Annotated in this window: 20 protein-coding genes; 11 read left to right on the top strand and 9 right to left on the bottom strand. The window is 37.7% G+C overall.

Translation table 11 applies throughout. The features are described 5' to 3' along the window. Positions 1 to 4 precede the first annotated feature (4 nt). From ACWPVE_RS04810 to ACWPVE_RS04795, 4 genes are all read left to right on the top strand, one after another. Positions 5 to 769, top strand: a complete 765-nt coding sequence (locus ACWPVE_RS04810; protein WP_453991183.1) for an ABC transporter ATP-binding protein — start codon at positions 5 to 7, stop codon at positions 767 to 769. Further along, a complete protein-coding gene (locus ACWPVE_RS04805; RefSeq protein WP_453991181.1) occupies positions 762 to 1,460 on the top strand; it encodes an ABC transporter ATP-binding protein in 699 nt (232 codons plus the stop codon). The genes ACWPVE_RS04810 and ACWPVE_RS04805 overlap by 8 nt, the downstream gene beginning before the upstream one ends. Positions 1,461 to 1,548: 88 nt before the next feature. Beyond that, positions 1,549 to 2,478 carry a glutaminase A gene (gene glsA / locus ACWPVE_RS04800; protein WP_453991179.1) on the top strand — a complete coding sequence of 310 codons (930 nt, stop codon included), beginning with the start codon at positions 1,549 to 1,551 and terminating at the stop codon, positions 2,476 to 2,478. Positions 2,479 to 2,589: 111 nt separating this feature from the next. Further along, a complete protein-coding gene (locus ACWPVE_RS04795) occupies positions 2,590 to 4,092 on the top strand; it encodes a DHA2 family efflux MFS transporter permease subunit (protein ID WP_453991177.1) in 1,503 nt (500 codons plus the stop codon). Between the two features lie 39 nt (positions 4,093 to 4,131). On the opposite strand, the gene ACWPVE_RS04790 is transcribed toward ACWPVE_RS04795, so the two are convergent. Both ACWPVE_RS04790 and ACWPVE_RS04785 read right to left on the bottom strand, forming a co-directional pair. Further along, the gene (locus tag ACWPVE_RS04790) at positions 4,132 to 4,881 is read right to left on the bottom strand and encodes a sensor histidine kinase (protein WP_453997360.1); all 750 of its coding nucleotides are present in this window, start codon (positions 4,879 to 4,881) and stop codon (positions 4,132 to 4,134) included. 20 nt (positions 4,882 to 4,901) lie between these two features. After that, on the bottom strand, positions 4,902 to 5,600 hold the full coding sequence (locus tag ACWPVE_RS04785) for a LytR/AlgR family response regulator transcription factor (protein WP_453997358.1): 699 nt from the start codon (positions 5,598 to 5,600) through the stop codon (positions 4,902 to 4,904). A 189-nt stretch (positions 5,601 to 5,789) separates the two neighbouring features. On the opposite strand from ACWPVE_RS04785, the gene ACWPVE_RS04780 reads away from it, so the two are divergent. Both ACWPVE_RS04780 and ACWPVE_RS04775 read left to right on the top strand, forming a co-directional pair. Further along, positions 5,790 to 6,542 (top strand): ABC transporter ATP-binding protein, encoded by a 753-nt coding sequence (locus ACWPVE_RS04780; RefSeq protein WP_453991175.1) that lies wholly within the window; start codon positions 5,790 to 5,792, stop codon positions 6,540 to 6,542. Beyond that, positions 6,532 to 7,689: an ABC transporter permease gene (locus ACWPVE_RS04775; protein ID WP_453991173.1), complete on the top strand. Its 1,158-nt coding sequence runs from the start codon at positions 6,532 to 6,534 to the stop codon at positions 7,687 to 7,689. The genes ACWPVE_RS04780 and ACWPVE_RS04775 overlap by 11 nt, the downstream gene beginning before the upstream one ends. Positions 7,690 to 7,762: 73 nt before the next feature. Here the strand turns inward: ACWPVE_RS04775 and ACWPVE_RS04770 are convergent, their stop codons facing one another. Next, entirely contained in the window at positions 7,763 to 8,104 is a 342-nt protein-coding gene (locus ACWPVE_RS04770) for a cupin domain-containing protein (RefSeq protein WP_453991171.1), read from the bottom strand. A 223-nt stretch (positions 8,105 to 8,327) separates the two neighbouring features. Here ACWPVE_RS04770 and ACWPVE_RS04765 point away from each other — a divergent pair, with 223 nt between their 5' ends. Next, a complete protein-coding gene (locus ACWPVE_RS04765; RefSeq protein ID WP_453991169.1) occupies positions 8,328 to 9,494 on the top strand; it encodes a TraB/GumN family protein in 1,167 nt (388 codons plus the stop codon). A 303-nt stretch (positions 9,495 to 9,797) separates the two neighbouring features. On the opposite strand, the gene ACWPVE_RS04760 is transcribed toward ACWPVE_RS04765, so the two are convergent. Further along, positions 9,798 to 11,630: an IS1182 family transposase gene (locus ACWPVE_RS04760; RefSeq protein ID WP_453991167.1), complete on the bottom strand. Its 1,833-nt coding sequence runs from the start codon at positions 11,628 to 11,630 to the stop codon at positions 9,798 to 9,800. Between the two features lie 453 nt (positions 11,631 to 12,083). On the opposite strand from ACWPVE_RS04760, the gene ACWPVE_RS04755 reads away from it, so the two are divergent. Then, positions 12,084 to 13,301: an IS110 family RNA-guided transposase gene (locus tag ACWPVE_RS04755; RefSeq protein ID WP_324301027.1), complete on the top strand. Its 1,218-nt coding sequence runs from the start codon at positions 12,084 to 12,086 to the stop codon at positions 13,299 to 13,301. Positions 13,302 to 13,784: 483 nt separating this feature from the next. Here the strand turns inward: ACWPVE_RS04755 and ACWPVE_RS04750 are convergent, their stop codons facing one another. Both ACWPVE_RS04750 and ACWPVE_RS04745 read right to left on the bottom strand, forming a co-directional pair. After that, positions 13,785 to 15,278, bottom strand: coding sequence for a peptide MFS transporter (locus ACWPVE_RS04750; RefSeq protein WP_453991165.1), 1,494 nt, complete (start codon positions 15,276 to 15,278; stop codon positions 13,785 to 13,787). Positions 15,279 to 15,484: 206 nt separating this feature from the next. Then, a complete protein-coding gene (locus ACWPVE_RS04745; RefSeq protein ID WP_453991163.1) occupies positions 15,485 to 15,850 on the bottom strand; it encodes a DoxX family protein in 366 nt (121 codons plus the stop codon). A 153-nt stretch (positions 15,851 to 16,003) separates the two neighbouring features. Here ACWPVE_RS04745 and ACWPVE_RS04740 point away from each other — a divergent pair, with 153 nt between their 5' ends. Beyond that, on the top strand, positions 16,004 to 16,975 hold the full coding sequence (locus tag ACWPVE_RS04740) for a TolB family protein (protein ID WP_453991161.1): 972 nt from the start codon (positions 16,004 to 16,006) through the stop codon (positions 16,973 to 16,975). Positions 16,976 to 17,257: 282 nt separating this feature from the next. Here the strand turns inward: ACWPVE_RS04740 and ACWPVE_RS04735 are convergent, their stop codons facing one another. The 3 genes from ACWPVE_RS04735 to ACWPVE_RS04725 all read right to left on the bottom strand — a co-directional run bounded on the left by ACWPVE_RS04735 (position 17,258) and on the right by ACWPVE_RS04725 (position 20,153). Then, complete coding sequence (locus ACWPVE_RS04735; RefSeq protein ID WP_453991159.1) at positions 17,258 to 17,434, bottom strand: SE1832 family protein; 177 nt, start codon at positions 17,432 to 17,434, stop codon at positions 17,258 to 17,260. A 55-nt stretch (positions 17,435 to 17,489) separates the two neighbouring features. Then, positions 17,490 to 18,743, bottom strand: a complete 1,254-nt coding sequence (locus ACWPVE_RS04730) for an MFS transporter (protein ID WP_453991157.1) — start codon at positions 18,741 to 18,743, stop codon at positions 17,490 to 17,492. A 78-nt stretch (positions 18,744 to 18,821) separates the two neighbouring features. Next, a complete protein-coding gene (locus ACWPVE_RS04725) occupies positions 18,822 to 20,153 on the bottom strand; it encodes an alkaline phosphatase family protein (protein ID WP_453991155.1) in 1,332 nt (443 codons plus the stop codon). Between the two features lie 164 nt (positions 20,154 to 20,317). On the opposite strand from ACWPVE_RS04725, the gene ACWPVE_RS04720 reads away from it, so the two are divergent. Both ACWPVE_RS04720 and ACWPVE_RS04715 read left to right on the top strand, forming a co-directional pair. Then, positions 20,318 to 21,682: an MATE family efflux transporter gene (locus ACWPVE_RS04720; RefSeq protein WP_453991153.1), complete on the top strand. Its 1,365-nt coding sequence runs from the start codon at positions 20,318 to 20,320 to the stop codon at positions 21,680 to 21,682. A 205-nt stretch (positions 21,683 to 21,887) separates the two neighbouring features. Beyond that, a complete protein-coding gene (locus ACWPVE_RS04715) occupies positions 21,888 to 23,213 on the top strand; it encodes a UDP-glucose dehydrogenase family protein (RefSeq protein WP_453991151.1) in 1,326 nt (441 codons plus the stop codon). The last annotated feature ends 25 nt before the right edge of the window (positions 23,214 to 23,238 follow it).

The following is a 23,238-nucleotide window of genomic DNA, read 5'->3' as shown; positions in this document are numbered from 1 at the left end:
TGAAATGACGACAATTCTTTCGATTCAACATTTATCAAAGCATTTTGGAGGATTAAAAGTTATTGAGGATATTACATTAGACGTTTCGGTTGGAGAACGAGTTGGATTAATTGGTCCAAATGGTGCTGGGAAAACAACCTTTTTCAATATGATTGCAGGAGATTTAAATCCGACTAGTGGGTCTATCTCATATTTTGAACAGGATATAACAAAGGTTCCTAATTATAAAAGGACGGAAAATGGAATTGTTCGAACCTTTCAGAAGAACAATTTGATGTTTGGATTAACAGTAAGGGAAAATGTTTTCCTCGTTTTGCAGAAAATGAGAAATGAGCATATTCAATGGTGGAAGAAGGTAACTCAAAGAAACTATCGTGCACTTCATGAAGAAACAGAAACCTTATTGCAAGAATGGAACCTTGAAATGTATAGCGATACAAAGGTACAAGAGCTTTCATATGGTGTTCAAAGGCAAATTGAAATTGTAATGGCTATTGCAGGCAAACCTAAGCTCCTTCTTCTAGACGAACCAACGGCAGGTATGTCACAGGTCGAAACGGATCAAATCATTGCCCTGATAAATAAGCTACCAAAAGAAGTTACGATTTGTATGATTGAACATGACATTGATGTGTTATTTGGAAACATGGATCGTGTAATTGTACTCCACAGTGGAAAATTAATCGCGGATGGCACACCAGAAGCAGTTCGAGAAAATGAAGAAGTGAAGGAAATATACTTGGGTCGGGAGGAGGCTAGGTATGCTTAAACTAAAGGATGTAAATAGTTTTTATGGTTCAAGCCATATCCTTCATGGAGTTAGCCTTGAAGTAAAGGAAGGACAGGTGGCTACTTTACTTGGAAGAAATGGTATGGGAAAGACAACAACAATAGGTTCTATCATTGGTTTTGTTGATAAAGTTCAGGGGGACATCCTCTTTGAAGGGCAAAATATAGCTTCACTCCCTAGTCATCAAATTGCCAAAAAAGGAATTGGAATTGTCCCTCAAGGAAGAAGAATTTTTCCGAACTTAACCGTAACTGAAAATCTAACCGTTTTTGCTGACCACAAAAAGGGAGAATGGAATCTAGGGAAAGTTTTTAATTATTTTCCTCGTCTAAGAGAACGTGAAAAATCCTATGCAGGGACATTAAGTGGAGGAGAGCAATCAATGTTATCCATTGGTAGAGCATTAATGCGAAATCCCAAAATCCTGTTACTCGATGAGCCTACCGAGGGACTATCACCATTAATGGTAAGTGAAGTAATGGATGTTTTATTAGCTTTGAAAGAAACAGGAATGTCGATGCTACTTGTCGAACAAAATATTTCAACGGCCTTAACTTTTGCTGATGATGTATACATTTTAAGTAAAGGAAAAGTCGTTTACCACGATAATCCAGAAAAATTAAAAGACAATATGGATATCGCCTATCAGTATCTGGCATTAAGCAGTTAACAATAGCCCTTCCCATTCTCGGGAACGGGCTATTTTTTAGCATTCATAGTAGAAAACTTTTTCGTATATACTATTCATGGTGATGAAAATGCCTTGTCAATCAAATGATGAATTGCTTGATCTCGTAAATATTGCACGTAATGTTGCAAAGCAAGGGCGTGTAGCAGACTACATACCAGCACTTGGTAAAGCAAACCCGAATGATTTGTCAATTGCCCTTACCTTTCCAGATGGGAGGTGTTTTTCGGCAGGTGACATTGAAAAGAAAATCTCTCTACAAAGTATTTCGAAGGTAATTACGCTTGCCCTTGTTTTAATGGATAGAAGCAAAGAGTATGTCTTTGAACGAGTTGGAATGGAACCGACAGGCGATCCGTTCAATTCAATTGCCAAACTTGAAACCCATGTACCATCCAAGCCATTGAATCCGATGATTAATGCAGGTGCCCTTGCTGTGACTCATATGATAAAAGGGAACTCTGTTCATGAGAGGTTTCAACGATTAATAACCTTTATACGAGACTTGTCGGGTAATGATGAAATCCAATATAATGAAGAAATTGCCCGCTCAGAATTTGAAACGGCTTACCTTAATCGTGCCCTCTGTTATTTCTTAAAGCAGCATCAAATTATCGAGGAAGATGTAGAAGAGCTAATGGATCTTTATACAATGCAGTGCGCGATTGAAATGAATTGCCTTGACTTATCTCGGATTGGTCTTGTATTTGCATTAGATGGAAAGGATCCTCTAACTGGAAAACAATTGATGTCACAAGATATAGCACGCATTTGTAAAACTTTTATGGTAACGTGTGGGATGTACAACGCTTCAGGTGAGTTTGCAATTAAAATAGGTATCCCTGCAAAAAGTGGTGTAGCAGGTGGGATTATGGGGGCGGTTCCTGGTAAATTCGGTATTGGTATATTTGGTCCTGCATTAGATGATAAAGGGAATAGTATAGCGGGACTAAAATTACTAGAACTTTTATCAAAAAACTATCAATTAAGTATGTTTTAAACCATTCTAAATCTTTTCTTTGCAATCCTAAAACCCATATTATAAGATATATCTTATGGCGATATAATTTAGTGAACTAAAATGTAAACGGTAAAATATGGGGGAATGTAGATGGATTTTTCCGAAAAACAAATACGACCTAACTATGGAATACTTACGGTTCTGATGGTTGGGGCTTTTATTTCATTCTTAAATAACACTTTATTAAACATTGCATTGCCTTCCATTATGACTGAATTAAAGGTTGATGCTCCGACAGTCCAATGGCTAACGACTGGTTTCATGCTTGTCAACGGAATACTGATTCCGACGACAGCTTTTTTAATTGAAAAGTTTACAGTTCGCCGTTTATTCTTAGTAGCCATGGGATTGTTCACAATTGGGACGATTCTTTCTGGTACGGCCCATGTCTTCTCTATCTTACTGGCTGGGCGGATGATTCAAGCAGCGGGCTCAGCAATCATGATGCCGCTTTTAATGAATGTCATGCTTATCAGTTTTCCAGTTGAAAAAAGAGGAACAGCAATGGGGGTTTTTGGATTAATCCTCATGTTCGCACCGGCTATTGGTCCGACACTATCAGGTTGGATCATTGAACATTATGACTGGAGAATGCTTTTCCATTTTATCACACCAATTGCAGTGTTGGTGTTTATCCTTGGGTTTATTATGCTTAAGGATAAAAAGGAAAGGGTTTTCATAAAGTTAGACTTCTTCTCAGTTATATTATCTTCAGTAGGGTTTGGTGGCCTATTATATGGATTTAGCTCTGCTGGAAACATGGGCTGGGGCAATCCACTTGTCTATGGAACGATTATTATTGGGATTCTCTCTTTGACTTGGTTTATTATCCGACAGTCAAAACTTGAAGTACCTATGCTGAACTTTGGTGTCTACCGTTACTCAATGTTTGCCTTAGCATCTGTGATTACGATGGCTGTCAATATGGCTATGTTTTCAGGCTTTTTATTATTGCCCATTTATGCCCAGACGATCGTAGGGATTTCACCGATGGAAACAGGGCTTATGCTCTTGCCTGGGGCAATCCTAAATGCCTTTATGTCACCTGTCAATGGTCGACTCTTTGACAAATTTGGCGGACGGATTTTAGCTGTAATTGGGTTAACAATTACAACCGTTACAACGTATCTTTTTAGTCAATTAACATTTGAAACTTCTTACACGTATTTAACCGTTTTACATGCAGTGAGAATGTTTGGAATGTCAATGGTATTCATGCCAGTCTCAACAAATGGGTTAAACCAACTACCAAGAAATCTATATCCTCATGGAACAGCTGTAAACAATACATTAAATCAAGTTTCTGCAGCGATTGGTACTGGATTATTAATTACTCTCATGTCCATTAAGGAAACAGCTTCTAAAGCGAATTTATTAAAGAATATCGAGGGACAACCAACACAAGCCCAAAGCTTACAAATTCAATTGCAAGCTATGCTTGATGGGATTAATTTTACATTTTTCGTTTCCACCTTCCTCATTGGTGCTGCTCTCATTCTCGCATTCTTTATGAAACGCGCGAAACAAGAAGAGGATATTACGGGGAGGCAAAAGCCAAAACAAAGTGTCAGGCCAACGCTAGCAAAAAATTAACAAAAAGGAGAAATCGACCAACATGGGTGATTTCTCCTTTTATATTTTTATTGCAGGAATTTTAATTTTAATTGAAAATTCTTGATCCTTGTATACAAAGTCCAAAAATCCATTGTATTTTTCGACGATATCATGAATAATCTTTGTGCCAAGTCCTTCGTGTCCGTCTCCTTTTGTTGTCTTTCCAGAGCGAATAAATAGATGATCAAGGATTGATGGTGGAATAGGGAGTGTACTGTTTTTACATTGTAATATATACAAACCACTTCGCTTGTAAAACTGCAAGGTCAAGAAGGCTTGTTTATTATACCTTTTTTGCCATTCTTCACAAGCTTCAATACTATTGGATAAAAGGTTTCCAACTAAAGAAATGATTTGTTGGTCTGAGAGTGGTAAGCTCGACAGGGGTAAGTCAATATCATAAATAATATCAATATCGACCGTTCTAGCTTTCCTATACATTTGGTGGAGGATGCCAGCAATTACTCCGCGCTCTCCTTTAATCGAAAGGTTCGTTTCTTTATATCCTTCAACTAATTCATCTAAATAGTGTTTCGCTTCCTCGTTTTTTCCGTTTTCAAGCATAAAGTGGATGGTGGACACATGCTTTAAAAAGTCATGGCGTTCACTCCGAACGACTCGGAATGTTTCATTAAATTGAGCACGTTGCTCCTCAAACCGTTTGTTCTCTTCAGTGAGAGTTTTCATTTTTCTCGAAATCGAAAGTCGTGATAGAAATGCGTATAGGCATAAAACACCTAATATCGCAATGATTCCCCAATATAGCATAATCAAACTTTCCCGCCACCTTAAAAATAGTTTTCTTGTAAAAATTCTACTTTTTCTTTTGTAATCATTGCTTGTTCATCGATGCCATCAAATGTGACAATATATGAATTCTTCGCATAGAGAGAAAAGTTTTTCACATAGTGGATATTGATGATGAAAGAACGATGTGACCGAATAAAATCCCTCTCTCGTAATTCCCCCTCTAACTCATTTAGAGTTTGATACGTTTTAATCGGTCCTGTTTTTGTGTAAATAGTAGTTGATCTTCCTGAGCGTTCAATGAAAATAATGTCCTTCTTTTGCAAGATATGAATTTCATTTTTTTGTTTTAAATAGAGTCGGCCATGAATTTCCGCTGACTTTGTTTTTTCAAGCAAACGCTCGATGGATTTCACTAAACGTTCCTTCGTATAGGGCTTCATGATATAATCATGAACATTTAGTTCAAATGCATGTACAGCATATCCACTATTTCCTGTTACAAAAATGACAGAAATATTGAGGGCATGAGTATGGATAATATCAGCAAGCTCGTACCCTGATAAATGGGGCATCTCAATATCAGCAATCAATAAATCAATTTCCTCTTTTTTGATTTGATCATAAGCTTCTTCGGCAGATAAGGTGGAAAAAACAATCTCAACACCTTGGATTCCACTCACAATTGCTTTTAACTTATCCAAATCAATTATACGGTCATCCACAAGACCAACCTTCATTTTCAAATCGACCTCACATCATTACTACAAAATTCCAAATATAGTATTCATCTATTTTAACACCTTTATAGGGAAAATTGGCCTATTCACGACAAAAAGTGGAACATTCACGACATAACTACAGATTTTCAAGAAAAGGTTGGCTAAGATATAGACATAAGAACAGAACAAGTCGAAGAGGTGGAAAACATGATTGAGATAAATGAAGTGACTAAAAGATTCAAAGATAAAAAGACTTCTATAACAGCTTTAAAACATGTGAAATTTACAGTTGAAAAAGGACAGGTGGTTGGATTATTAGGTGAGAATGGAGCAGGGAAAACAACTCTCCTCCGAACCATTGCAACTCTCCTTACTCCAACAGACGGTAGTGTAAAGGTAGCAGGTTATGATACTCAAAAAAATCCCGCAGAAGTCAAACGAAGAATTGGAGTTTTATTTGGAGGAGAAACGGGATTATATGATCGCCTGACAGCACGTGAGAATCTCGAGTATTTTGCTACCTTATATGGATTAAGTAAACATGAAACGAAAGTCCGTATTGATGAATTAGCCAGGATGTTTGGAATGAGAGATTATTTAAATCGAAGAGTAAGCGGGTTTTCAAAAGGAATGAGACAAAAGGTTGCAATTGCAAGAACCTTGATTCATAATCCAGAGATTATCCTATTTGATGAGCCGACAACAGGTTTAGATATTACGTCTTCCAATGTGTTTAGACAGCTAGTTCATCAATTAAAGCGTGATGGTAAGACGATTATTTTTTCAAGTCATATTATGGAGGAAGTTTCCATGCTTTGCGATCACGTTGCAATGATGCACAAAGGTGAGTTAGTTTATCACGGAGGTTTAGAAGAGCTATATAAATCAGAAGGAAGTCAAGATTTGAATTATATTTTCATGAGTAAACTTGTTAGGGGGAACGAGACTTATGCTTCGTAAAATATATGTAAAAGAAATAAAAGATTGTTTCCGAGATCGCAGAACTTTAATCCTTACGGTCATCTTACCAATTATTATGATGTCCGGAATGGTGTTCTTTTACGAGAGTATGATTTCAGATGGTGAAGGTGAAACCTATCAACTTGCTGTTAAAGAATCGTCTATGAAAGAAGCTGAATTGATTTTTTCAGGAGTAGAAAATGTGGAACTTATTGAATCTTCTAATCTAGAACAAACGATTAAGGACGGAAATGCACAAGTCGGACTAGAATTGACACCAAGTTTTATTGAAGCTACCCAAAATGGAGAGGAAGCAACCGTAACAGTACTAGGAGACTCTTTTAGTCAAAAGTCTACTCAATTAAATGCCATTTTGATTAACGCATTGACCGTTTTTGAGAAGACAGTTGTTGCAGGAAACCTTCTAGAAGGTGGAATTGATCCTTCGATTATGCAGCCATTTACGATTAAACACAAAGAATTGACCAATGAAGATCCAAGTGTGGATATGATTGCATTTTTAATCCCATTAATTTTATCTGTTGCAATTGGAGTTGGTTCTGGCCCAGCCGCATCTGATTTATTTGCTGGGGAAAAGGAAAAGAAAACGATGGAAGCCCTCTTAATGACACCAGTAAAAAGGTCCACCTTGTTGCTTGCGAAATGGCTAACCATTACAACAATTGGGTCAGTGATTGGAATTATCACATTAGGTGTGGTAGCACTTGAGATTAGCTTGTTAACAGAAAGTCTAAAAAACTCGGTATCATTTGGAAATGATGCTTATCTAATTATTGGAATTGCGATTTTATTTTCAATGATCTATGCTGCATTTACTGCATCATTAATCATGATTACAAGTATTGTTGCAAAGACAATCAAGGAAGCTGGAAGTTATAGTAGCCCAGCTCTGATGATCCCGATGTTCCCAGCCATGATTATAGTAGGTATTGGAATTAATGAATTGACAACATTCCATTTTGCAATGCCGATTATGAACCTATACACCTTGTTTAAGGAATTATTATTTGGCATCGTCAACTTCGAACATATTTTAATTGCATTCGGCAGCAACATTGTATGTATGCTCATCTTCTTTGTCATTGGCCGTATTTTATTTATGAAAGATAAATGGGTCATGAATTAACAAAAAGGGACCTACCACGTTGGAAAAACGATGGTAGGTCCTTTGAATTTTATTTAGATATTCCAACATAGTCTTAAACGTCTTGTGCGTATCGATCATCTGGTATCTTGGTTAGAGTCACATATAAACTTACATTTTCAGTACCGTCATTAACGAAACTTAAGTTTTCATCTCCATTACAAACAACAACGTCATTCTTTTTTACGTTTACCTCTTTTTCATCAATTGTAAAGGTACCTTCACCAGTTAGAACAAGTAAGTATACAATAGATCCTGGGTGTTTATGGGCGGGCAGAGTTTGGTTGGGCATAAAGTTTAAGACAAATACAGTACTTCCGCCTTCCTTAAAGATAACCCGTTTTGTAAGTCTTTCTTCATTATATTCAATAAACGTATCGAGCATTTCTTTTTGCATATGAATCGCCCCTTAATTGTTTTCTTCTTTATATCTATCCCCATTATAAGAGAGGATTAGAAACAGTACTGTGATTTATCTCATTCTCACCAGTGAAAACAAGTAAAAAAGCATGTAAGCCAGATGATTTTCCAATTACTCTTTAAAAAGAATTCAAATCTATCTCATTCTAGTTTAGAATGAAAGGTATACACTAAATGAGCATGTATAAGGAAGGTCTAATATGTCTGAAGAAAATATTACAAGGATCGAATTAGATGGTAAGGAATACATACTAATCGGAACTGCACATGTATCCAAGCAAAGTGCGGAACAAGTAAAGGAAGTTATTGAAGCAGAGAAACCAGATTCAGTCTGTATTGAACTAGATGAACAAAGATATCAATCCATGATGGATGGCAACAAGTGGAAAGAAATGGATATTTTTAAGGTCATTAAAGAGAAAAAAGCTACATTGCTTCTTATGAACTTGGCAATCTCGTCTTTTCAAAAAAGAATGGCAAGCCAATTTGGAATCAATGCTGGCCAAGAAATGCTTCAAGGAATTGAGTCAGCAAAAGAAGTAGGGGCTGAATTAGTTTTAGCCGATCGAAATATCCAAATCACGTTTGCGCGCATTTGGAATTCAGTTGGATTTACTGGGAAAATGAAAGTTTTAATGTCGATTATCTACAGTATTTTCAGTAATGAAACAATAACCGAAGAAGAGCTTGAAAAAATGAAGTCGAAGGACATGCTAAATTCGATGCTTACTGAATTCTCGACGAGCTTTCCGAAATTAAAAGAACCTCTCATAGATGAGCGGGATCAGTATTTGGCACAAAAAATCAAACATGCTCCTGGACAAAAAATAGTCGCAGTACTTGGGGCAGCACACGTACCAGGAATCAAGGAAGAAATAAAAAAGGAGCATGATTTAAAGAAGTTAACTCAGCTTCCTCCAAAATCAAAGGCTCCGAAAATTATTGGCTGGGCGATTCCAATCCTTATCGTGGCAATCATTGTTTTTACCTTTTTTGCTAACCCAGAAGCTGGTATGCAACAAACCTTAAGTTTAATTCTATGGACGGGATCTTTTTCAGCTATTGGCGCGGCCATTGCACTTGGGCATCCCCTTACGATTGTGACCGCCTTTTTTGCAGCACCTATTGGAGTCATGCATCCATTAATTGCAGCTGGTTGGATTGCTGGCTTTGTTCAGGCATTCTTACGCCGACCAAGTGTAAAGGACTTTGAAACACTTTCAAAGGATGTATATAGTGTTAAGGGGTTCTGGCACAATAAAGTAACACGAATTCTACTTATTATCGTCCTTTGTAACCTTGGTACAACACTCGGCCTGTTCATAGGTGGTGCCGATGTTGTAAGGTTGTTTATACAGAATTTATAATAGATAAAAGTGGCCTGTCGCGTTGACAGGTCTTTTTGGTTTGGCATGGCGAGCGGAAAATGTTCTGTAGGAGAACGTGATGGGACGGATTCTGACAGCCATTGTGAGTTAATTAGTATGTGAGTTCAAATGAAGGAATGATTTGTGATTTGGCCAGCCAGAGTGGAAAAATCTTCGAGTGAGTCCGAATGAAGATATGATTTGGACATCCACGGTGAGAACCGTAGCAAGTGAGTCCGAATGGAAACCTGATATTGACAGCAGTAAGAAGCAATACTATAAGTCAGGAAACAAGTCTAAATGTCAGTCCGATAAACAAAAAAAAGGGGCTGTCCGATAAGTCCTAAAAAATAAGGCAAGGGAGAAAAACGACCGTTTTTCTCCCTTGCCTTTTTGTTTTTTTCGATTTTTCTCTGAAAGTAGCTGGCGTATGCCTGCTACTTTCAATATATTGTGGGCTAATGCCACAATTCCAAACTCGACATATACTTTGTCGAGCCCCCGCAGAGAAAATCTGCGAAACGACCTATTGCCCTTGATGTGACCGAACACACTTTCTACTTCAACTTTACGTTGAGCGTAGATAGCGGACTTTTCATCACATTCAAGGGCTGTTTTAGCCTTGGCTTTCATTTCTTCAAAAATCGTATTCCAATGAATCTGACGATTCCCTTTTGCTTTTGTGCATTGTGCTTTTAGTGGACAATCGGTACAATCTTCACATTCATATATTTTAAAACTTTGCTCGTAGCCAGATTTATTCTTTTTATTCAGGTATTTTTTAAACGTTACTTTCATTCCTTTCGGGCAAATAAAATAGTCGTCATCTTCCACGTAAGTCCAATTTTTTGCGTTTTTGATGTCTTTTTTATATTTACGGGTTTGTTCCTGTACATAGCTTCCATACGGAATAAGAAACTCGAATCGTTGCTCTTTCTCATCTCCGACAGCGTAAACATAATTCTCCTCACTACCATATCCTGCATCGGCAATAACCGTTTTGGGTATTGGTAAAGAAGAAGCTGCCAGTTTCTCCATATGAGGGATGAAGCACCGAGTGTCTGTTGGGCGTTGATGTATTGTATAGTATAGAATAAACTGGTTTTCTGTTCCTACTTGTACGTTGTATCCTGGCTTAAGTTGGCCATTTTTCATATGATCTTCTTTCATACGCATGAAGGTGGCATCTTTGTCCGTTTTAGAATAACTATTACGATCACCTAAAACTTCATTATGTTCCTTATATTTAGTCATACGAGGTATAAAATCCTCACGGATTTGCTTGATTGATTTCTTTAATTGACTCCGTTCTTGCCTTTTTTCTTTTCGAACGTCTTTATCTGTTTCGCTATCAATTACCTTTGTTAATGCCTCAACTTTTTCCTCAAGTTCTTCGGCAACTTCTACTAATTCCTGTTCAGTGATTTCTTGTTCCTGATTTATTAATTCTTCTGGTTGTGCTTCTGCCCTGGTTATTTCATGGATATGCTGAAGGGTTTCCTTGATTTTTTCTTTTAATTTCTCTTCAAAATTTGAAGTAGCACGTTTCCATACAAAACTATACTTGTTGGCGTTGGCTTCAATCTTGGTGCCATCCAAAAAGTAGCTTTCGAATGTTATGTAGTTCTCTTCAATCAACTTGTGAATCATTGCTTCGAATAGTTCATCCATAAAGTCTTTCATGCGTCCCCCACGGAACTCATTAATTGTACGGAAATCTGGTTGTTGCATCGCTGACAACCACATAGCTGGGATACTTTCATTTGCTAATTTTTCTATCCCTCGGCAAGAATAAACCTTCTGGGAATAACCATAAAGGATAATTTTAAGCATCATTTTGGGATGGTAAGAACTTCTGCCACCGCCTACATAGTATGAAAATAGATTTTCATCAGGAATAGCTTCAACCATTTCGTCTACTACACGGGCCTCGTGATGTTGTGGAATAAGAGATTCGATATCATAAATCATTTGAATTTGTCGATTATCGTAGGGTTTGAAAGTAGGGGCTAATTGTCTTGGATTAGGTTCTTTTTGTTTTTCTTCATTTTGAACTTCTAGTTTCTCCTCTTCGAACTCTGGAAAAAGGGAAGTTTGCGTGTTATAATTTTCATTAGTAATCAATTGATTGCTCATAAAAAATCATCCTTTCTGGAATGTTGTGTGGTAACTTCATTTTACTAAAAAGGATGATTTTTTTGTGTGTTTTTTTAAAAGTTACGAGTCAATACTATTAAATTTTGTAACCTTGTTGATTGTAGCGGAAGGTACGAGACTCCTGCGGGAAAAGCGTGGCCAGGGGAGACCCCGCAGGAGCTTGCGACGAGGAGGCTCCCGGACCGCCCGCGGAAACATACTAACATTAGTAGTACAGACCAAGGCCACGGTTTGTGCTACTATTTTTTTAGTAGAAGTGAAGTGAAGTCGTGTACTCGCTGGGATCTAAGAATCCGTATAAGGAAACCGACACGCTTCACACCCTTATTAGAATCAGTTTAGTATGTTGGATCTTCGAGATCGTGTATAAGAAAGTGGAATCGATGAGGCACTGTGAAGAACTTCTATGTGATGTAAACAGGGGGAAGAATTATGAAACATGTAATTGCTTTTGACGTAAGTATGGGAAAAAGTACAATAGTAATATACGACTGCTATCAACGCTGTCAATATGAAGGGGAATTAGAACACACGATATCTGGATTCCAATCATTAAAAGGACGTATTGAATCACTTAGGGAACAGGACGGCAAAGTACCTGACATTGTCTTTGAGGCTACGGGTGTCTATTCTAAAGGGCTTGAGAACTTCCTGCAGGTACACCAATATCCCTATATTCGCTTGAACCCTTTGGAGGCTAAGCTTCAGATGGCAGCCATGCGCCGACATAAAACAGATATTAGTGATGCACATGAATTGGCTAAATCCCATTTCAGATTGGACCGGCAGGAAACATACGTACAAGAAGAATACTTTGAACAAATGCGTGCACTGGGACGCTACTATGAAGATATAGAAAAGGAGATAAGGCATCACTATAACAGGCTACACTCTTTCCTACAACTAAGCTTTCCGCTACTTGAAAAGGTATTTACAAAGAGCTCAGTCCTGTTTTTAAATATCATTCAGCTTTATCCCCATCCTGCATGCTTACATATGCTTTCAAAAGAGGATTTACGTAACCAAATCAAACAAGCAACCCGTAAGAATATATCTAATCAAAAAGCGGAGGAAAAAGCGGCATTACTAATCAACGCTGCAGAAAATTCCTATTCAGCAATTCGGCCGGAAGACGTACGCTGCCAACATCTACGACACTATGCCAAACGCATTTTGGAACTGGTGGATCAGAAAAAGGATATTATTAGACAGATGGTGGATCTATCGAAAGATCGTGTTGATTTTCAAGTTCTCGTGTCATTTCCTGGAATTGGGGAATCTACAGCAGTTAGAATAATTGGCGAGTTAGGCGACATCCGCCGCTTTAAAAATCACAAACAGGTCAATGCATACGTAGGGATTGATATCCAACGGTTCCAATCAGGTAAACTTCAGTACCAGGATCGGATAAATAAACGTGGAAACCGAAGGTTGAGGCAGATCCTTTATTTCATGGTGATGTCAATGATCTCATTAAGGACAAAAACTAAAAATACGATTGTGGATTATTACGACCAATTAAAAAAGCAACCCCAGAGTAAGCCCCATAAGGTTGCGATGATTGCATGTGTGAATAAGTTCTTGAAAGTCGCATTTCACCTTATTCAACATGATGTCCTGTATGATTACGAATCAGCCAAAGCTTCGTAACAGGATAGCTCCACTATATCACATAAGACCTTGTGAAAAAAACAAATATTCGCTAGGTCTATTTGGTATACACATTTTTATTTTATCCAAACCTGGTCCTAGTAGTGCAGGCGCTCGACTCCTGCGGGAATAGCATGAGCCTTGAGACCCCGCAGGGAGCAGTCCTTTCGCTCCTGAGGAGGCTCAAGCCATGCCCGCGGAAAGCGGAGCGCCGGAACGGAGAGTAACGGCCTGTCGGCAGCTTTAAACTATTTAAATTATTTATGACAGAAAAACAATTTTAAAAAAACACTTGACTACAGGTAAGAAAAACACTTGACTACAGGTAAGAAAGCGAGTACCTGCAGCGGAAATCAACACCAGATTTTTTAGTAAACCCAAAAAACAAAAAATGAGGGCTGTCCTCAAAAGTCATTTTTCAGTGACTTTTTGGACAGCCCCTTACTATGTCCTTATACTTTGATTCAACATCACAAATGATAATTAATTTACGCCCTTCATGAACTTTTGAATTTTTGGTGATACCAATAATAGAATGATACCTAAAACAATTGATGTTCCACCGATTACTCCAAAGTATGTCATCTCATTTTCAGGTGTATAGAATTTTACGAGCTGTGCATTTAGTGCTTGTGCAGCTGCGTTTGATAACATCCACAAACTCATCATCTGTGCAGTGAATGCGGCTGGAGCTAATTTTGTTGTCGCAGAAAGACCAACTGGTGATAACAATAATTCCCCAAGTACAACGATAAAATAACTTAACACCAACCATAATGGATTAACTAGTGACTCAGTTCCACCAAAGTATCCTGGTAAAAGGATGACAAGGAATGAAAGCCCAGCGAATAGCAATGCCATTGAGAATTTTTTCGGAACAGAAGGTTGACGATTTCCAAGTTTAACCCAGAACCAAGCAAAAACAGGAGCTAGGATGATGATGAATAATGGGTTTAACGATTGGAACCACGCAGGAGAAATTTCAATACCCGCAAAGTTTAATTGTGTTCTCGTATCTGCATAGTTTGCAAGTATAGTTGCCCCTTGTTCTTGGATGGACCAGAACATGACAGCAGCTAAGAATAATGGAATATATGCTAAAATTCTTGAGCGCTCAACATCAGTTGTTTTTGGACTACGGTACATAACTACAAAATAAGCAGTTGGAATTAGGAATCCAAGAATACCAATTAATGCAATAAAGGAATCAAATGTAAGAATACCCGCGGGGATAGTTATGGCTACTAAAACAGCAATTACAATAGTTCCTATGGCAATTTGAGTATAAACTTTTTTCTTTTCATCTTTAGCAAGTGGATTTGGTACAATTGTTCCAGCAAGTCCAAGATTCTTTTTCCTTGTTAATACAAACATGACTAACCCAACAAACATACCGACCGCAGCTATTGAAAATCCTAAGTGGAAACTATGCTTCATTCCAACTTCTCCAACGATTAACGGAGCGAGGAAACCTCCAAGGTTGATTCCCATGTAGAAAATACTAAATCCAGCATCACGTCTTGCATCTTTTTCACTATAGATTTCACCGACAACACTAGATACGTTTGGTTTTAATAAACCTGTACCAAGTACGATTAACACCATTGATACAAAGAATAGGCTAATACTTCCAGGGATTGCAAGTGCAATATGACCAAACATAATTAAAATTCCACCGTAGAACACGGCTTTTGAGGTACCGAAAATTCGGTCTGCTAACCAACCGCCAATAATCCCTGACATATAGACAAGGGATCCATAAATGGACATTATAGCCATTGCGGTGTGTTGACTAAGTCCAAGCCCACCTTCAGTTACTTCATAGTACATATAAAAGAGTAGGATTGCTCTCATCCCGTAATACGAGAATCGTTCCCAGAATTCTGTGAAGAAAAGAGTGAATAAGCCTTTCGGATGTCCGAAGAACCCTTTTTGAGGGACACTGTCCACAATTTTCTGTCTATTATAATCTGACATATTAAAACCTCCAAAATAATATAGTAATATAGTAATTTAAAAAGTTTTAATATGTCAAACAAATGAAAATTCTGATTTAGATGAATGTTTTACAAGGTTTTTAATTTTGTGTTAACTATAAAGATAATTCAGGTTGTTTTTTTAAAAAAATAAACAGAATGCGTATGCAATCTGTTTAATATCTCCAGTATTGGGTAGTTTTAAATTTATTTTTGGTGTGAATTATATAGTATGTATAATAATACCAATAGCACAATATCGAGTCTTGCAGCAAATGCAAACTGTAGAAAACCTGAATGTAAGACTGGAATCTTTGTTAAAAGGATTGCTCCAATCATGATGGCAAGTAATGGTATTGTTGCCTTCTTAACTTGTTTATTCATGATGAGAAGAATTCCGCAAATGATTTCAAGTATTGCGACAATATACATAACCGTCCCTGGTGCTGGTATTGGAAGTTTCATAAAGGCCCCGCTTAATTCAGTACTAAGAAGCTTCAACGCTCCAGATGTAATAAATACATAGGCAACAGCATAGCGAATTAAGCTCATAGTTGAGAATGAGTTATTCATGATTTGTCACTCCTTTTTTCTATAACTCTATGTCGGGAAGGACAAACTATTCTCCTGATAAAAACTAAATACTTTTAAAATGGTAAGCTGAACCCATTTCAAAAGTGGAGAATAAAATAGGCAAAAGACATCTATAGATAGGGGGAATGTTTTTTGTCTTATTACAGAGTACGGCAAACTGGCATGATCGCTTTTACGGCAATACGTGGTGGACATTATGATATTTGGTTATACAATGTCCAGAACGGAAGTAGGCTGCAGCTTACAAACCGTTTAGCTGTTTCATTTTCTAAGCCTGTGTGGTCAAGAGATAATAGCAAAATTGCTTTCGTCGGGAAAAATCAGATTGTGTACGTGATTTATCTTACAACGGGAAGAATAGCAGCGATTGATCAAATTGGAATTGATGATGGTCTTACTTTGGATTGGTCTCCAAATAATCGGACGTTAGCTTATACTACGCGAAATCAAATCATCCTGTATGATGTATTATCACACCAATCAACAAGTATCCTTGCTCCTGATTCATCTGATGTACAGTGGTTTCCAAGTGGTAGAGAACTACTTTTTCAAGGTGTAGATTCTACGGGCAATCAGCAATTATACCGTATTGATACAAACGGAACGAGGAGAAGACAAATCACGAATAATACTGAAGGCCCATTAAATGAAGTATCACTTTCACCAGATGGAACATTTGCACTTTATACGACTCCTGGAGCTAGTATTTCACTTGTACGGACAGTTGACTTGTCAACTGGTGATGTGTACGAAATTACTGGTGGAGAACAAGCAAAAAATTACTATCCAACGTGGTCACCGAATGCTAATCTGATTGCATTTAGTGCAACAGCTTTCCGTGAAGATGTTGGGTATTATAATGAAATTCGAGTTGTTGGAAAACGAGGGGGCAATGAGCGAATCCTAGCAACCTCTTCATGCTTTGCAACTCCAGTTACTTGGTCTCCAGATGGTCGTTCTATAGCTTATTTATCTGGTTGTTCTGAACAAAATTACGCTACTGAAATGTGGTTGATCGAAGTTCAAAATCTGATACCTATGTTGCTTGCACGAGACACCCAAATCGGAAATTTGAGTTGGTCTTCAAGGAGTGTTCTAGGTTAAATAGGGAATCTATACTTGTGAAAAGTTTCGAATTCGATTCCATTATCTTCTTGATTGACTTCAGATAGAACCTGATTAATATGATGGAGTAGATGGTTATAGGTGATGAAAATATACATGAATGTGTGGAGAAAAGAAGCATTTTGCGAATTGATACCTATGGTTCACTCCCTCGAATTTTCGAGACTAGAATTAAGATGTTTACTTTTCTCAAAAAGGCTTTTGTTTTCAAGTTTAAGGCGTCCAAAAAAAGAGTTGCAACACTTTGGTTGCAACTCCTTTTTACATTTCGCGCAGTTTTCTAGATAATGTACTGATCTCTTTCTCAATTTCTGCAATTTGGCGTTCAAGTGGAGCGATGTTGCCATTTACAGAATCTAATTTTTCTAAGTCATTTTGAAGGCGGACATAATCTAATTTTAGTTCGCGAATTTGGTATTCTAGGTTCTTTTTATCCATTCCATTGTCCTCTTTCATTTTTTCTACATTATAACATTGCATAAGAGGATTTACCTTATTTTGCTTCATTTGGTTCAGGAACACGAGTTAATACAATAAAACCGATGATGAAGAGAAGCACTAAGCTAAAAACTCCCATATTAGAATGACCTGTAAGTTGTGCAGTCGCACCAACTAATAACGGACCCATAATGGAGGCAAACTTTCCAAAGATATTATAAAAACCGAAGAACTCGTTTGCATTTTGTTTTGGCACAAGTTTTGCAAAATAAGAGCGGCTCAATGCCTGTATACCTCCTTGTGATGTTGCAACAAGCATAGCAAGTATCCAAAAATCAAGGGTCGTTTTTAAGAAAAAGGCATACACACAGACAATAATATAGACAAAAATGCCGACATAGAGCATCTTTTTACCTGTGAATTTTTGCGCTAATCTCCCATAAAGAATGGCAAAAGGAGCTGCTACCACTTGTGTAACGAACAACACAATTAATAGATTTGTAGCACTTATTCCTAGGTCCGTTCCGTATGCGGTAGACATTGAAATAACGGTACCTACACCATCGATATAGAAGAAATAGGCGACTAAGAACAAAAATACAGCACGATACTTTTTAATTTCTTTAAAGGTCTTGCCTAAGCGTTTGAAGCTGTTTACGACAGGATTTGGTTCCCGTTCGATGTAGTAGCGTTGATGCACATTTTTAAATAACGGTATTGAAAAAAGGCCCCACCAAACGGCAGTGATGAGAAATGCAATTTTGCTAGCTACGGTTGCTGATATAGGAAGAATTTCTTGTTGTGCAAGTAGGATAATTGCGATTGCAAGTAAGAATGGGATTGTACTACCGATATAGCCTAAACCATACCCACGTGCAGAAACTCGGTCCATTTTTTCTTCTGTCGTGACATCTACGAGAAAGGCATCATAGAAGACGTTTGCTCCAGTTGATCCTAATGCTGCAAATGTATAAACAATTAATAAGAGCAGCCAATTATCACTAGGTATAAACGCTAATAATGCAGTGGCCAACACACCAAGTGCAAAGAAGAAGGTGAAAAATTTCTTCTTGTAACCCTGGTAATCTGCAATTGTTCCTAAAATGGGTCCAATCATGGCTAATATAAACGTAAATATGGCAATCGTATAGCCGAGATAAGCAGTTGAATCCGCTGCATCCACACCTGCATTTGTAGCTGCAGCCTTATAAAATATCGGAAAAACAGCAGTTGTAATAATGATTGAATAAGCAGAATTCGCCCAATCATAGTACATCCAACTCGATTCCTCTTTCGTAAATCTCTTCATAAAACTTAACCCCCTTCTCTATAGAACCAAAGTCTATATTTGACAATCGCGAGTCCAGTGGAAAAACTGGACTTGTGGTCAGGTACCTGAAGAACTGTCCCCTATATCTTCCAAAATCTCTTCAATAGCACGGCCGTCTGTTTTTCCAAGATTGAGACCTAGGAGTCGAGCGAAAGTTGGTCCTTCGTCAACTAAATGCATAGAAGGAATCTTGATGTTGGGCCGAATACCTTTTCCAGAGGCAATGAACACGGTTGTGTAGTTTTCCTTTTCTGGTGAATATCCGTGGCTAGCGAAGGTATATCTTTTTTCTCGTACATCTTCAACTCCAATCTCATCGATATATTCCCCATCGTACTGTTCCTTGAAATAGTAGCCAAGCCGTGCTTCAATCATAAAGGCACATCTTTCATCGGCACCTTTTTTTCTTGCCTCTTCACTTGAGAGAATTCGTTCAATTCCGTTAGTTTCATGAGCTAAAAGTTGTTCTAAAAGAGTTTTTAGTTGTTTCTTTGTTTTTGTATCGTTTTCGTCTTTCATATAAATATATGCAGATCCATCACAGCTTTTGCAATAAGCCTTCCAATCTATTATTTTTCCAGTTGTGTTCACAGAAATAAGTCCTGCATTTTTTAAGAGTACATTTAATTTAACGGCCTTAGACTCATCCAAAGCACTGTGATCACCCAAGGCAATGATAGTTGTTTGTTCAAAGATCCCACTTTCCTTTAACGCAGTCATAATTTTACCGAGTCTCTCGTCGTGACGAAGTAAAGCTGCCATTGCTTCTTTGGATGAAAAACCATGATAGTGACGCTGTGAATCTAAATCGACAAAATGAACAAGCATGAGATTGGGTTTTCTCGTTTTAATGGTTTCTACTGTCGACTCAAGCACAAAATCATCGAGTTGTGGTTGATTGAGTCCATTACGGAGATGCCCAAATTTACGATTCATATCCAACTGGTAGAGTGGACTTCCATTAAAAAGGGAAACAAAAATTTGATTATGCCAAGGACGGTTTGCGAAAATCTCTGGCATATTATAATCAATATTTGCCTTTGCCGTCACAGGCCACAAAAGTGCAGCCGTTTTCAACCCTGCCTTCTTAGCCTCATCGTAAAGTGTAGTTCCCTTTATATGGCGCCTGTGCCAATACCAGTCTGGTGAAGGACGTCCAGGCTGAAGAAATGTATTGTTCACGATTCCATGATTCTTGGGAAATCTCCCTGTCACAATCGTTGCATGGCATGGGTACGTTACAGAAGGATAGATGGTTTCAACGTTTCGGCAATAGGATGCGTGCTCTAACAACTTTTTAAAATTAGGTAGCTCTTCAATAATCGGAAAATCAAGTGATGATAGGCAGTCGAATGAAATAACAAGTAAATGGTTAGTGAGTCGAGACATATTTGGCCTCCATCCTAGAAAAATATAGCAATCTAGTTCAAATATAACAGAAAATTCGTAATTAAAATATGAAATTAGTGTAAAGGAAAGATTAAAGTGTTCATTTCAATTGGAGATGGAATATAATTAGGGTTATGCGAATTTTTTACTAAGGAGATAGCATCATGTACGAAACAAACACCATTAGAGAAAAGGTAAAATTAATTTTTGTGATGTTGATTCCTATTTTAATCACGCAGTTAAGTATGTTTTCTATGGTTTTTTTTAATACCATTCTGACTGGTCGATTTAACTCATCAGACTTAGCTGGGGTAGCGATTGGATCGTCGATATGGAATCCGATTTTTACAGGAATAAGTGCAATTCTACTAGCTGTGTCGCCCATAGCCGCACAAAGATTTGGTCAAAAAAAAGGGAATGAAGTTGCAACGGTTGTTTCTAGTGGAATTTATGTAAGTTTCATCATTGGGTTTGTTGTTATTTTAGCAGGGGTGGCCTTTTTAAATCCTTTGTTAACCATGATGAATTTACCTGAAAATGTGCATCAGACTGCACATGATTATTTGGTAGGGCTAAGCTTTGGGATTATCCCACTGTTTGTTTTTAATGTATTGAGGTCTTTTATCTATGCATTAGGAATTACTAGAGTTGTCATGTTCATTTTATTGGTATCTGTCCCAATAAATCTACTATTAAACTATGTACTCATTTTTGGGGCTTGGGGATTTCCATCATTTGGTGGAGGAGGAGCGGGGCTAGCAACCTCTATCACCTATTGGATTATCGTTGGAATTACGGCTTTTATCATTATGACGAAAGAGCCGTTTACTTCGTATAAAGTGTTTGTAGGATTAAGAGGGTTTACGATTAAAGAAAGTAAAGAACTTTTGAAAATTGGCATCCCGATGGGGCTGTCCACCTTTTTTGAGACGAGTATGTTTGCCGTTGTGACCATTTTAATAAGTAAATTTTCTGTCACAACTGTTGCAGCTTATCAGTCTGCTCTTAACATTGTTTCATTTTTATACATGATTCCAGTGAGTATTTCAATGGCGTTGACTGTATTAGTAGGATTTGAGGTAGGGGCTAAGCGTTATATGGATGCAAAAATTTATAGCTGGTTAGGAATTGCTTTATCTATGCTCATTGCACTTGTAACTGGTTTATTGGTGATTCTTTTCCGCTTTGAGGTAGCAGGACTTTATTCAACTGAAACGGCGGTTATCACATTAACAGCACAATTCTTGATATATGCATTGTTTTTCCAAGTCTCTGATGCGATCCAGGCAACCGCACAAGCCGCATTGAGAGGATACAAAGATGTTAACATCGCGTTCGTCATGACATTAATAGCCTACTGGCTCATCTGCTTACCAGCAGGATGGGGGCTTGCTCATTTTACAGACCTAGGAGCAGCAGGTTACTGGCTAGGACTAACATTTGGCTTACTAACAGCAGGCGTGGGATTGTCTGCAAGACTTATCTATATTCAACGGACAAGGTATGCGGAGGAAAAGATAGTTGGATAACGTTGAGAATTGTTTGACTATGAAACTTTAGTTCTCAAAAATATATAAGGTTTATAACTCAATATACGCCAGGATTCTTGAAAAGAAGGGAGCCCCTTCTTTTTTTATTTTATCTATACCAAAACTTTACAATACTTTAACACTGGCTAAAGAAAATAATCGCAATTCTTCGATAAGATGTAGAAAAAGGCGATGGAGGGATGAAATGAAGATTACGGTAGCGGGTGCAGGATATGTAGGATTAGTTACAAGTGTTTGCTTGGCTGAACTTGGTCATGAAGTCATTTGCATTGATATCCAGTCTGACAAAATTGAGACCTTGCAAGAAGGGTGCTCTCCAATCTATGAGCCAGAATTAGAACCACTCTTACAAAGAAATTTAAAAGCAGGCAGGCTTTATTTTACAAAAAATTCACGTTATGCGTACTCAGATGCAGACGTTATTTTTATAGCAGTTGGAACTCCTCAAGATGAGGATGGTACTGCTAATCTAGACCAAGTGTACGATGTTACCGAAACGATTGCTCTCCATATTGAGAAAGATGTCATCATAAGTACGAAGAGTACAGTTCCTGTAGGAACAAATGAAAAAATAAAGCGAATAATTGATTCGAGAAAACTTCCAAAATTACAAATTGATATCGTGGCAAATCCTGAGTTTCTTCGAGAAGGGTCTGCTGTGTTTGATTTCTTTTATGGAGATCGGATTGTATTAGGGGCAGAAAACGATGAAAGTGCGCAAGTACTTGAAAAAATTTATCTCCCTCTAAAAATTCCAATCATCAAAACGGATATCAGAAGTGCTGAGATGATTAAATATGCTTCCAATGCTTTTTTGGCGACAAAGATAAGCTTTGTGAACGAGATTGCCAGAATGTGTGAAAAAGTAGGAGCGAACATTGACGATGTCACGTATGGGATCGGAAAGGATCAGCGAATTGGACCTTATTTTTTAAAAGCAGGATTAGGTTATGGGGGTTCTTGTTTTCCTAAAGATACAAGAGCGCTGATGCAAACTTCAGGTAGTTTAGGTCATCATTTTGAATTGCTTGAAGCCGTGATACAAGTGAACAATCGCCAAAAATCGTACGCTGTTATGAAAGCAAAGGAGATCTTACCGTCCATAAAAGGTAGTAAGGTAGCGGTCTTGGGTCTCTCTTTTAAACCAAATACAGATGATGTCAGAGAGGCTGCCTCCATTACAGTCATTAAAGAACTGCTTGAAGAAGGGGCAACTGTTATGGCTTATGATCCGATAGCTATCAAAAATGCCAAAAAGATTTTTGGCAATGCTATTGACTACACAGATCATATTCAAACAGCGATTCAGAAGGCTGACTTAACAATCATTACAACAGATTGGGAACAAATTAAACAATTCCCGTTAGACCAATATAGTCTATATATGAGAGAACCAAGAGTCATCGACGGAAGAAATTGTTATCGTCTTGAAGAGGTTAGGAAACATCCATTGATCTATGTTTCCGTCGGAAGGCCTACAGTAATTACTACATTAACAAGTAGAATGTGAAAGTAAAGAGAGGAGGTTTTGAAGC

The sequence above is a fragment of the Bacillus nitroreducens genome (genome assembly GCF_964021195.1).
Note: the sequence above shows the minus strand (reverse complement) of the source record. Positions and strands in the feature narration are given on the sequence as shown.

What these genes read in the sequence shown, in the direction of transcription:
- ACWPVE_RS04810 (WP_453991183.1), top strand. Translation starts at nt 5, where the DNA reads ATGACGACAATTCTTTCGATTCAACATTTATCAAAGCATTTTGGAGGA.
- ACWPVE_RS04805 (WP_453991181.1), top strand. Translation starts at nt 762, where the DNA reads ATGCTTAAACTAAAGGATGTAAATAGTTTTTATGGTTCAAGCCATATC.
- glsA (WP_453991179.1), top strand. Translation starts at nt 1,549, where the DNA reads ATGCCTTGTCAATCAAATGATGAATTGCTTGATCTCGTAAATATTGCA.
- ACWPVE_RS04795 (WP_453991177.1), top strand. Translation starts at nt 2,590, where the DNA reads ATGGATTTTTCCGAAAAACAAATACGACCTAACTATGGAATACTTACG.
- ACWPVE_RS04790 (WP_453997360.1), bottom strand. Translation starts at nt 4,881, where the DNA reads ATGCTATATTGGGGAATCATTGCGATATTAGGTGTTTTATGCCTATAC.
- ACWPVE_RS04785 (WP_453997358.1), bottom strand. Translation starts at nt 5,600, where the DNA reads ATGAAGGTTGGTCTTGTGGATGACCGTATAATTGATTTGGATAAGTTA.
- ACWPVE_RS04780 (WP_453991175.1), top strand. Translation starts at nt 5,790, where the DNA reads ATGATTGAGATAAATGAAGTGACTAAAAGATTCAAAGATAAAAAGACT.
- ACWPVE_RS04775 (WP_453991173.1), top strand. Translation starts at nt 6,532, where the DNA reads ATGCTTCGTAAAATATATGTAAAAGAAATAAAAGATTGTTTCCGAGAT.
- ACWPVE_RS04770 (WP_453991171.1), bottom strand. Translation starts at nt 8,104, where the DNA reads ATGCAAAAAGAAATGCTCGATACGTTTATTGAATATAATGAAGAAAGA.
- ACWPVE_RS04765 (WP_453991169.1), top strand. Translation starts at nt 8,328, where the DNA reads ATGTCTGAAGAAAATATTACAAGGATCGAATTAGATGGTAAGGAATAC.
- ACWPVE_RS04760 (WP_453991167.1), bottom strand. Translation starts at nt 11,630, where the DNA reads ATGAGCAATCAATTGATTACTAATGAAAATTATAACACGCAAACTTCC.
- ACWPVE_RS04755 (WP_324301027.1), top strand. Translation starts at nt 12,084, where the DNA reads ATGAAACATGTAATTGCTTTTGACGTAAGTATGGGAAAAAGTACAATA.
- ACWPVE_RS04750 (WP_453991165.1), bottom strand. Translation starts at nt 15,278, where the DNA reads ATGTCAGATTATAATAGACAGAAAATTGTGGACAGTGTCCCTCAAAAA.
- ACWPVE_RS04745 (WP_453991163.1), bottom strand. Translation starts at nt 15,850, where the DNA reads ATGAATAACTCATTCTCAACTATGAGCTTAATTCGCTATGCTGTTGCC.
- ACWPVE_RS04735 (WP_453991159.1), bottom strand. Translation starts at nt 17,434, where the DNA reads ATGGATAAAAAGAACCTAGAATACCAAATTCGCGAACTAAAATTAGAT.
- ACWPVE_RS04730 (WP_453991157.1), bottom strand. Translation starts at nt 18,743, where the DNA reads ATGAAGAGATTTACGAAAGAGGAATCGAGTTGGATGTACTATGATTGG.
- ACWPVE_RS04725 (WP_453991155.1), bottom strand. Translation starts at nt 20,153, where the DNA reads ATGTCTCGACTCACTAACCATTTACTTGTTATTTCATTCGACTGCCTA.
- ACWPVE_RS04720 (WP_453991153.1), top strand. Translation starts at nt 20,318, where the DNA reads ATGTACGAAACAAACACCATTAGAGAAAAGGTAAAATTAATTTTTGTG.
- ACWPVE_RS04715 (WP_453991151.1), top strand. Translation starts at nt 21,888, where the DNA reads ATGAAGATTACGGTAGCGGGTGCAGGATATGTAGGATTAGTTACAAGT.